Consider the following 9,497-nt stretch of genomic DNA (forward strand, 5'->3'; position numbering starts at 1 on the left):
CAATTACCAAAGGCGTGTTATGCTAAATCCAACTGAAATTAAGATGAAACAAATGAGAGCTATTGAAGTAACAGGAACAATTGATGAAAAAGGTCAAGTGTATCTCGACCAACCCATAGAAGGAGAAACCCCCAGTAGAGTGCGAATTATTGTACTATTCTCAGAAACTAAAGAAGAACTCGAAAATGACCCAGACGATACTCCCATAGAAGAAATCAAAGCTAGTCTCAGGATAGCCTTACAGGAAGCTAAAGAAGGAAAACGCATACCACTTTCTGAAATGTGGGAGGGAATTGATGCCGAAGGAATTACCTTTAGTTCAAATTGACCTGACCCCACAGTATCGGAGAAACCTGCGCGAATTATCAAAAAGATATCGTAATATCCGCACCGATATTCAGTCCATTATCGAGCAAATACAAGCGGGAGATTTTGTCGGAAACCGCATTTCCGGCGTGGGTGAAGATTATGTCATCTTGAAGGTAAGAGTTAAAAATAGTAATATCCAAAAAGGAACAAGTTCCGGGTATCGACTGATTTACCAAGTTGAATCATCGACAAGCATACTCCTATTAACTATTTACTCAAAATCTGACCGATAAGACATTAACAACAACGAAATTATCGCCATTTTATCAGAATTTTATGGAAGTGATTGATAGCAAATACAGGACTTAGGCATCACTCACGTTAACCGCCTGTCTGGCGGTTCATGTATCCCCTCGGAAGTACAGGTTGACAAAAAAATCAAAGTATGATATAAAACTTTAAAGAGTCTGAAGGGAGAATCAGTGTTTCACGAGCAGCCAAGCCATAAACACAGCAGGCAAAACCAGCCGACGGCGATCGCATTGCTGAAATAGATATTAGCCCCCCCGACAGACTAAAATAACTGCTACCATACCACTTGTCATGGTAGTAACTCTGCCCTCTCTGCACCACCGCCCTCTACTTTAAGCTAGAAAACAAATGGCTATAAAAATTGGTGATAACCCCGAAAAACAAAAAGCTCTAAACCTAGTGCTCAACCAAATCGAGCGCAGCTTTGGCAAAGGAGCGATCGTCCGCCTTGGAGACGCTACCCGGATGAGGGTAGAGACGATACCCAGCGGGGCGTTGACACTAGACATCGCCTTGGGCGGCGGATTGCCTAAAGGTCGAGTTATTGAAATCTATGGCCCAGAAAGTTCAGGTAAAACCACACTAGCGCTACACGCGATCGCAGAAGTGCAAAAATCAGGAGGTATCGCCGCCTTCGTAGATGCCGAACACGCCCTCGACCCCAGCTACGCCTCAGTCCTCGGCGTTGATATTGTCAATCTCCTCGTTTCCCAACCCGATACGGGCGAGATGGCCCTAGAAATCGTCGATCAGCTCGTCCGTTCCGTCGCCGTTGATATAGTTGTCGTTGACTCCGTAGCCGCCCTCGTACCCCGCGCCGAAATTGAAGGCGACATGGGCGACTCCCACATGGGTTTGCAAGCTCGACTAATGAGCCAAGCGCTTCGCAAAATCACTGGTAATATTGGCAAATCCGGCTGTACTGTTATTTTCCTCAACCAACTGCGGCAAAAAATCGGCATCACTTACGGAAACCCGGAAACGACAACGGGCGGTAACGCTCTCAAATTCTATGCCAGCGTGCGACTTGATATCCGTCGCATCCAAAGCCTCAAAAAAGGCACAGAAGAGTATGGCAACCGCGTCAAAGTCAAAGTCGCCAAAAATAAAGTTGCTCCTCCTTTCCGCATTGCGGAATTTGACATTGTATTTGGCAAAGGTATCTCTACTACAGGCTGTTTAGTTGATTTGGCTGAAGAAACTGGAATCATTACCAAAAAAGGTTCTTGGTACAGTTACAATGGCGACAACATCGGTCAAGGTCGGGAAACTACGATTAAATATACTGACGAAAATCCTGAGTTTAAAGCTCAAATTGAGCAGTTAGTGCGTCAAAAATTAGCCAGCGGAGCCGTTGTTTCGGCTAACTCTGTTGCTCCTATTGATGCAGAAGAAAATGAAGAGGCAGAAGATTTAGAAGAAGCTTAAGTCGTAGGGTGGGCGCGGTTACAATTTATCCTTTCCTTTGCGATAAAAAATATATTGTTGTGGCAGCGCCCACTCTATCTAAACCGATTAGAGAATAATCTAAGTCGTTACTAAAGACACAGAAGAATCCCGCAAAAAATTCAGTAATTCCCTATTCACAGTTTGGGGAGCTTCCTGTTGAATCCAGTGTCCACAATGAGGTACTAATTTTAACTGAAAAGGAGCGGCAATTAACCGATCTAAACCTTCAGTGAGTTTCTTACTCAAAAAAGCATCATCTTCTCCCCATAAAACCAAAGTTGGTGCAGTTATCAAATCAGTCTTCTGACCCCAATTCCAGGCCAAATGATTAAATAATTGCCGATAATAATTGAGGGCCGCCCCCAAAACTCCAGGCTTTTCTAAAGCAGTCTGATAAATCTTCGTTTCTTCAGCGCTAAAAGCACCTTTACGAACTGCTTGACCTTGCAAAGCAGCTTTGACAAAATCTTTTAAATTCTGCTGGATTAACCACTCTGGGATGCCTGGAATCTGGAAAGCAAAAATATACCAACTGCGGCGAATTTGATCCAGGTTACTAGCCATTTCTTGGACAAAACGCTGGGGATGTGGCGCGTTTAAAATTGCTAAGCGGTTGAGGTAGTGGGGGAATTTTTGAGCTAAGTGCCACGCGATCGCACCTCCCCAATCATGACCGACTACGTGAGCTTTTACATACCCCAAACGGTCAATTAAACCCCGAATATCAGCGCTGAGGGTATCTAAATCATAACCGCTCTCAGGCTTGTCTGAATCATTGTAGCCTCGTAAATCCGGTACTACAACTTTGAAATGACGCGCTAAGGCCGGAATTTGATAGCGCCAAGAATACCAAAACTCTGGAAACCCATGTAGGAGTAAAACTAGCTCCCCCTGACCTTGAGTAACGCAGTGCAACCGGATGTTATTCGTTTCAACAAAAAAATGTTCCCAATCAGACTCTAAAAGCGTCATAGCCTGCAAGTTAATCCAAATACTAGGAGCCGAGACCCTCACAGCGATCGCGCAGGTGGGCTACCCAATGTTTAATGTCTTTATCGTCCATCTTTAGACTAACATTTTGGGCATCCAATCCTGCTGCGATCGGGCATGGTACTTCTGCTCAAAACTTTCAACCCCTTGACCTCCCACTGACTAAACTCGCTGGGCCGCCGTTGGAACAGCTTCAGAAGGTTGAATTTGGTACTTCACCAGGTTTGCTAGTTCCTGTAGCTGGCTGATGGCTTCAGCGCCCTCCAGCTTCATTAATTCGCGGTCATCACGCATCTCCGTCCAAGTAATCCCATAATCCGATACTAAAAACCGAATTAAGTGATTATCCGCCAAGCTGACCATAAACGAGGCGCTATTCATTTGACCCCCGCAAGTGTAGCAGGATGCCAAATAACCTCGCTTCTCCAGCACGATCGCCAAGGCTTGAAGGTTCATCACCAAGTCTTGTACGAATTTGCGGTGTTGCTCTGCAAGTCTCAGAAACACAGTTGTCCTCCTATCACCACACCTTAATTTTAAGACCCAATTTTATATTTTTTTAAGAATTGGGTTTTAGGTGTATGCTTACTATAACTTCACTATGCTGAATAAATCATCTGGGTAATGACTCCTTCGGCTTGGTTGTCTTAGGTTAACTGACTAACAATCTAAGCAAAGTATCAACAGCAACATTAGCAACATTTAGCCCAACCCCTCTAGTTTCATGGACTCAAGAGATAAAGGCCTAGTTCCTGAACGAGGTTGAGATCGGTTTGGAAATGCTAGAGATACAAATATCTAATAGCAGCAATAAATCCTTGTTATCGCAACCGTCAAGACGGTTACGACACTCGCTCATTGCTGAAGCCGGCTGATGCTAATGCAGATTGTATCAAGAATTTGGAGACTTGGTATCAGTTGACTTCCCACCAGCCAAAGGAAGGGCCGACAAATCGTACTGTCACCCAGCCAGCAATCAGGAGCCCAATGCCGAGCCAGCTTATCCTAGTCGTCCACTTGATAAAACTTTCACTTTGGCCTTTAGTAATTGGTAGCCAGGAAAGGATTGGTTGTTCTTTGCCGTAGTCCTCTTTGAGAGCTTCTTTACGACGTTTGGATTCGCCCATAATTTTTGTAGGTAATTTTAGATTGCAACTGAAATTACATTATATGGGAAGGGGGAAAGAGAAATTAATTAGCCCTCATAAGCATTACCACAGCTTGAGCTAATTGGTTTGGCTCAATGGGTTTTGTAATATGCCGTTGAAATCCAACGGTTAAGGCACGCTGTTCGTCTACCTCTCCAGCATAGGCAGTCAGCGCGATCGCGGGAATCTGCCCACCCTTTTCAGGAGATAGAGTTCGCACCAGTTGCAGAAGCGTGTAGCCATCAATTTCTGGCATACCGATATCACTGATTAAAATATCGGGTTGAAAGGATTCCAAAGCCGTGAAAACTTCCGCAGCAGATGAAACGGTCATAACCTCTGCTCCGTACTCTGTGAGGATTACTATCAGCAACTCACGGGCATCCGGGTCATCGTCAACAGTCAAGACTCGAATTCCAGTCAAGTCAGGTTCTTGCTCGAATAATTTGTTGGTCTGATTCGATTCTGGTGCAAGATTTAACAAGGGCAATCTGACAGTAAAAGTAGCTCCATATCCTTCACCCGGACTATCGGCAGAGATCGTTCCTCCATGAGCCTCAACCAAGTGTCGCACGATCGCCAATCCCAACCCCAATCCTCCATACTTGCGAGTAATTGAAACATCTTCCTGGCGAAACGACTCAAAAATATATGGGAGAAAAGCAGGGTTAATGCCTTTGCCCGTGTCGCTCACAATAATATGGGCGTTATCTTTAACTCGCTCTATTCGGATTTCTACCCGTCCTCCGTTGGGGGTAAATTTGATGGCGTTAGACAGTAAGTTCCAAACTATTTGCTGAAGGCGGGTGGAATCCCCAGCAACTTGCCCAATATTTGGCACTACCGAATGTAACAGAATTGATTTAGAAACTGCTGCTGTTCTGACTGTATCGATCGCAGATTCAATCACAAATACCAGATTGACTGGAGTAGTATCCATGCTGAGTTTACCGCGCAGAATCTTAGCAACATCCAGCAAGTCATCAATCAGTTGGCATTGTAATTTGGCATTGCGTTCAATAGTAGCTAAGGCTTCAGCAGTTTTGATTTCATCGAATTTGCGAGTTTGTAGCAGTTTTGTCCAGCCCAGGATGGGATTGAGGGGCGATCGCAATTCGTGAGACAAAATTGCTAAAAACTCATCTTTGATGCAGTTAGCGCGTTCTGCGGCTTCCCGTGCGGTTTGTTCTAAGTGCAATAGGCGATCGCGTTCTACTTCTAGTTGTTTTTGCGCTTCAATATCAGTTGCAGTGCCAAACCATTTAACAATTTGACCTTGCTCATTTTTTTGCCCAATTGCTTGGTGTAGATGCCAGCGATACACTCCATCTGCTCGCCGCATCCGACCTTCAGCTTGATAAGAAGTACCTTGTTCTACTGCTTCCGTCCACTTTTGAAACAAAGCGGGTAAATCTTCTGAATGGACAACCCGTTCCCATCCATTTGTGTGAACTTGTTCCAGCGTTAACCCTGTGAAATCAGACCAGCGTTGATTGACATCCAGTAACGCTCCTTCGGCGTTAGCTGTCCAGACCAATTGTGGAATTAATTCTGCTAAACACCGATAGCGTTCCTCGCTTTGGCGTAATGCTTTCTCTGTCTGTTTGCGATCGCTAATATCTTTGAAGAGGATAGCAACTTTGCGGCTCTCTGGCTCCCCAACACGGAAGGCGGAAACATCAAACCATCGGTTCATCACTTCAGAGCCATTTTCAAAGCGGGCAGGTTTCCCTGTCAACGCGACGTTACCGTAAATCTCAAACCAATGATGTTCCAGAGTTGGAAGAAGCTGACGCGCCGTTTTACCCTGTGCTTGTTTGAGTCCCGTTTGTTGCTCAAATACCGGATTAATTTCCAAGAAGCGGTAATCGATAGGTCTATCGTCTTCGTCAAACAGCATTTCGATGACACAAAAGCCTTCATTCATAGACTCAAATAGAGTACGATAGCGCTCCTCAGATTGACGTAAGACTTCCTCTGCCTGTTTACGATCTTCAATGTCGGTATTTGTGCCAAACCAGCAGACAATATTGCCATCCTCGTCTTTGATGGGGATGGCACGGGACAGAAACCAGCGATAAGTGCCATCTTTAGCCCGTAGAGGAAAGATATCTTCCCATGTCGTGCCTGTTTCAAAGCAGCTACGGATATATTCAACCACGCGATCGACATGATCGGGGTGGTGTACTTTCTGCCAGCCCCACCCCTGCATTTCTTCTAACGTGGTACCCGTGTAATCGAACCAACGACGGTTATACCAGAAGATGCCGCCGCTGGGGTTTGCCATCCAGGCAAATTGTGACATATTGTCTGCCAAGGTGCGAAAGCGCTCTTCGCTTTCCCGCAACAGGAGTTCTGTCTGCATACGCTCAGTAATCTCTTGGCATACTGTGCTGATGCCAATTACGCGATCGTCATGCTTGAGGGGTAAAAAGTGTTCTAACCAGATGCGCGGTACACCTGGCTGGGCCGGGGTTTCCCCCCGGATTTCCACATTGAGCAGCGGTTCTCCGGTTTCTAGAATAGGACGCAGGATTGCCTCTGCGGCATCAGCTAGATTTGGCAACAACTCACGAATCGTGCGACCAAGATGAGCTTCAATGGAATAACCATTGATCTCTGCTAGTCGCTGATTAACTTGGACAAACCGCAGTTGGGCATCTAAGACAGCTAAACCAATGGGAGCGTTTTGATAAATGGCTTCAATTTCAGCTAATTGCTGTTGCAGTTGTATCCGCCCTTCCTGAAGTTCTACTTCGGTTTGTTTGCGATCGGTGATATCTTCAGCAATGCCTGTAAACCGATAAATGTCTCCTGCTCGATCTCGAAGCGGAAAGCAGCGATCGCGAACCCAGCGAATATTGCCATCTGCTAAGACAATACGGTATTCTTCATCAAATTTGCCTGCGGCTGCTTTTTCTTGAAACGCTCTGTTAGCCCCTTCACGATCGTCTGGATAAATATGATTGACCCATACCTGTTGATCTTCATATAATTCTTGTGGATTCCATCCCCAGAGGTGTTGATAGGCAGGACTGACATAGGAGACTCGGTTTTCCGGTATCTCTTTGATCCAGAACACGGCATTAATATTCTCGGCAAGCTGACGGAAGCGTTCCTCACTATGCTGCAAAGCTTCGATCGCTCGTTTGCGCTCTGTGATATCGAGATCGATGCCGGTCATCCGCATCGGTTGCCCATTTTGGTCATAAAGCACTTTGCCCTGGGTCATTGCCCACCGAATGTTGCCGTTGGGGTAGACTATCCGAAATTCAATATCATAGTTTTCCCCAGTCGCGATCGCACGCTCGACGGCTGACTGGACGCGATCGCGATCGTTGGGATGCAGTCGAGCCACAAACATCTCGAAGGAGCCATCAAACTCTCCTGGTTCCAGTCCAAATAAGGCTTCTAGATTATCTGACCAGGTAATTTTTCCCGTCTGGAGATTCCAGTTCCACGTTCCCATGCGAGAGGCTTTCAGTGCCACTTGTAGGCGTTCTTCGCTCTCTTTTAGTGCTACTTCTAGCTGCTGGCGTTCCGCTAATTCATGCTGTGCTTGCTGATAAAGTTCTGCCTGCCTTAGTGCGATGCCCACCTGGATTGACAGTTGTTTAAGTAAGTCAATCTCTAAAGGCTGCCACGTTCGAGAGGTAGCACAGTGATGAGCAATCAGCCACCCCCAAAACTGGTAGCCGTGTAGGATTGGTACAACTAGATTGGCTTTGACTTGAAAGTCAGGGAGGCAGGGATCGTAAATTGTGGAGGAGAGTAGCGATCGCCATTGTTCCCTCACTGATTCTGCAATTACCTTCCCGTTGCCATTCGGTTCCAATCGCAAAACCAGGACGCGATCGGCGTGCAGAAATTGTCGCACTTCTGTCACCGTTGTTTGCAGAATTTGGTCTAAATCCAGTGATTGGGAAATTTGCTGGGTAATCTGTGCGACTAGGTGTTCTCGATCGATCCGCTGTTGCAGTTGGGTACGTAGCTGTACTGTTTCAATTGCTCTATTGACTGCTAGATGTAACCCTTCCTCAGTCATTTGCTCCTCGATCAGATAATCTTGTGCGCCTGCTTTCATTGCTTGAACGGCGATCGCTTCATTGCCCTTTCTAGTCATCACAATTACAGGCAAACCGAACCTTTGTTTCGAGGGTTGTAGCTTGCTTAGAAAGTCCATTCCATCCATGTCTGGCAAGCGATAATTAAGCAAAACGGCATCTAGTTGTTGTTGCTGCCAGAGGTCTAATCCTTGTTGTCCTAGCCCTGCTTCCAGGATGGTGTAGTCATACTCGCGATCGCACAGCAGATATCCCCGATAGAGTTCTCGAGCTTTAGAAGAGTCATCGACAATTAAGATGGTGCGCGAAGCTCGATTCATGGTCAGTTTTCCGTGCGATCGGGGAGTATTTTTACTTTAAGCTTGAGTTAGCCAAGTTGTGTCTAAATAGTCAATTCGAGCGAAGGGGCTAAGGGCGGCTAAAACTTGATTGCCATAGCTACGATGGAGCACGCGACTATCAAAAAGAGCAACAACCCCTTGACGCTCCCTCACAGGCGCGATCGCCCTCTGCAACTCATTAAGGGCCTCTGGTAATAGGTACTGGCGAAACCAATCTTTCCGCTGTTCTTTGTAATAAGCTACTCGCGCCGCTACTAGGGGATTTTCCAAGGAAGGTAAAGGCAAAGTTGCGATCGCCAGCAAGTAAGGCGCAGGCAATTTCCCCTGATTTTCGCGCCAAAATTCCCACCCAGTCACCAAAATCCCATTCTCATCTAAATCGGTTTTTTCTACCTGCACTCTAGAACCAAATTCAGAAGCAAAAATCGCACCCACCTGAGCCTTCAAGGGCACATCTCCAATCAGCAACACCGCTAACCCCGGAACCGATGCGCTCATACATAGTATTGTGCGGATTTCCTGAATCACAGCCCCCTGAAATTGCGGTGTATTCGGCATGGGTAGCCGATCGGGGACGTAAAGTTGAATTAGTTCGTTGTGGCGATCGGGCGAAAATTTGACGCAGGTAATGTCTGGAAGACCTACTGCTTGCCGATAAATCAAAGCTTTTGGCTCTAAATCCAAGGCCCCACCAATTAAAACTACTGGTTGCTGTGGCCAGATTTTGCTCAAAACTGTAGCAACTTCAACGGGAGCGCAGTATAGGGAAAATGAGCCTTGCGATCGCGAAATTTCCGCCCACTTGAGTTGACCCCCACTTTGCCACTGCTGCCAAAAATTGCTCCAAGGAGTTTGGGGATGGAAGGATGAGGGAGATGGGGAGG

Annotated in this window: 9 protein-coding genes; 3 read left to right on the forward strand and 6 right to left on the reverse strand. The window is 46.3% G+C overall.

Translation table 11 applies throughout. The features are described 5' to 3' along the window. The first annotated feature begins 52 nt into the window (after positions 1-52). On the forward strand, positions 53-328 hold the full coding sequence (locus PY364_RS21705; RefSeq protein WP_275526200.1) for a hypothetical protein: 276 nt from the start codon (positions 53-55) through the stop codon (positions 326-328). Continuing rightward, complete coding sequence (locus PY364_RS21710; RefSeq protein ID WP_275526185.1) at positions 297-602, forward strand: type II toxin-antitoxin system RelE/ParE family toxin; 306 nt, start codon at positions 297-299, stop codon at positions 600-602. Before PY364_RS21705 ends, PY364_RS21710 begins: the two co-directional genes overlap by 32 nt. Before the next feature lie 145 nt (positions 603-747). On the opposite strand, the gene PY364_RS21715 is transcribed toward PY364_RS21710, so the two are convergent. Beyond that, positions 748-939 carry a hypothetical protein gene (locus tag PY364_RS21715; protein WP_275526187.1) on the reverse strand — a complete coding sequence of 64 codons (192 nt, stop codon included), beginning with the start codon at positions 937-939 and terminating at the stop codon, positions 748-750. A gap of 30 nt (positions 940-969) precedes the next feature. Between PY364_RS21715 and recA the strand changes: the two genes are divergently transcribed. Beyond that, complete coding sequence (gene recA / locus PY364_RS21720) at positions 970-2,049, forward strand: recombinase RecA (RefSeq protein WP_275526189.1); 1,080 nt, start codon at positions 970-972, stop codon at positions 2,047-2,049. A gap of 99 nt (positions 2,050-2,148) precedes the next feature. On the opposite strand, the gene PY364_RS21725 is transcribed toward recA, so the two are convergent. The 5 genes from PY364_RS21725 to PY364_RS21745 form a co-directional block, all read right to left on the reverse strand. Continuing rightward, a complete protein-coding gene (locus tag PY364_RS21725) occupies positions 2,149-3,042 on the reverse strand; it encodes an alpha/beta hydrolase (RefSeq protein WP_275526191.1) in 894 nt (297 codons plus the stop codon). 180 nt (positions 3,043-3,222) lie between these two features. Then, complete coding sequence (locus tag PY364_RS21730) at positions 3,223-3,567, reverse strand: DUF1815 family protein (protein WP_275526193.1); 345 nt, start codon at positions 3,565-3,567, stop codon at positions 3,223-3,225. Positions 3,568-3,974: 407 nt separating this feature from the next. Beyond that, positions 3,975-4,187 (reverse strand): DUF2839 domain-containing protein, encoded by a 213-nt coding sequence (locus PY364_RS21735; protein WP_275526195.1) that lies wholly within the window; start codon positions 4,185-4,187, stop codon positions 3,975-3,977. A 64-nt stretch (positions 4,188-4,251) separates the two neighbouring features. Next, complete coding sequence (locus PY364_RS21740) at positions 4,252-8,592, reverse strand: PAS domain S-box protein (RefSeq protein ID WP_275526197.1); 4,341 nt, start codon at positions 8,590-8,592, stop codon at positions 4,252-4,254. Positions 8,593-8,628: 36 nt separating this feature from the next. Then, the coding region (locus tag PY364_RS21745) for a helicase C-terminal domain-containing protein (RefSeq protein ID WP_275526199.1) at positions 8,629-9,497 on the reverse strand (869 nt) is incomplete at its 5' end.

Source organism: Kamptonema sp. UHCC 0994 (assembly GCF_029167235.1).
Taxonomy (GTDB): Bacteria; Cyanobacteriota; Cyanobacteriia; order Cyanobacteriales; family Microcoleaceae; genus Kamptonema.

Coding starts and splice junctions, on each gene's coding strand:
- PY364_RS21735 (WP_275526195.1), bottom strand. CDS start 4,187: ATGGGCGAATCCAAACGTCGTAAAGAAGCTCTCAAAGAGGACTACGGC.
- PY364_RS21710 (WP_275526185.1), top strand. CDS start 297: ATGCCGAAGGAATTACCTTTAGTTCAAATTGACCTGACCCCACAGTAT.
- PY364_RS21705 (WP_275526200.1), top strand. CDS start 53: ATGAGAGCTATTGAAGTAACAGGAACAATTGATGAAAAAGGTCAAGTG.
- recA (WP_275526189.1), top strand. CDS start 970: ATGGCTATAAAAATTGGTGATAACCCCGAAAAACAAAAAGCTCTAAAC.
- PY364_RS21740 (WP_275526197.1), bottom strand. CDS start 8,592: ATGAATCGAGCTTCGCGCACCATCTTAATTGTCGATGACTCTTCTAAA.
- PY364_RS21725 (WP_275526191.1), bottom strand. CDS start 3,042: ATGACGCTTTTAGAGTCTGATTGGGAACATTTTTTTGTTGAAACGAAT.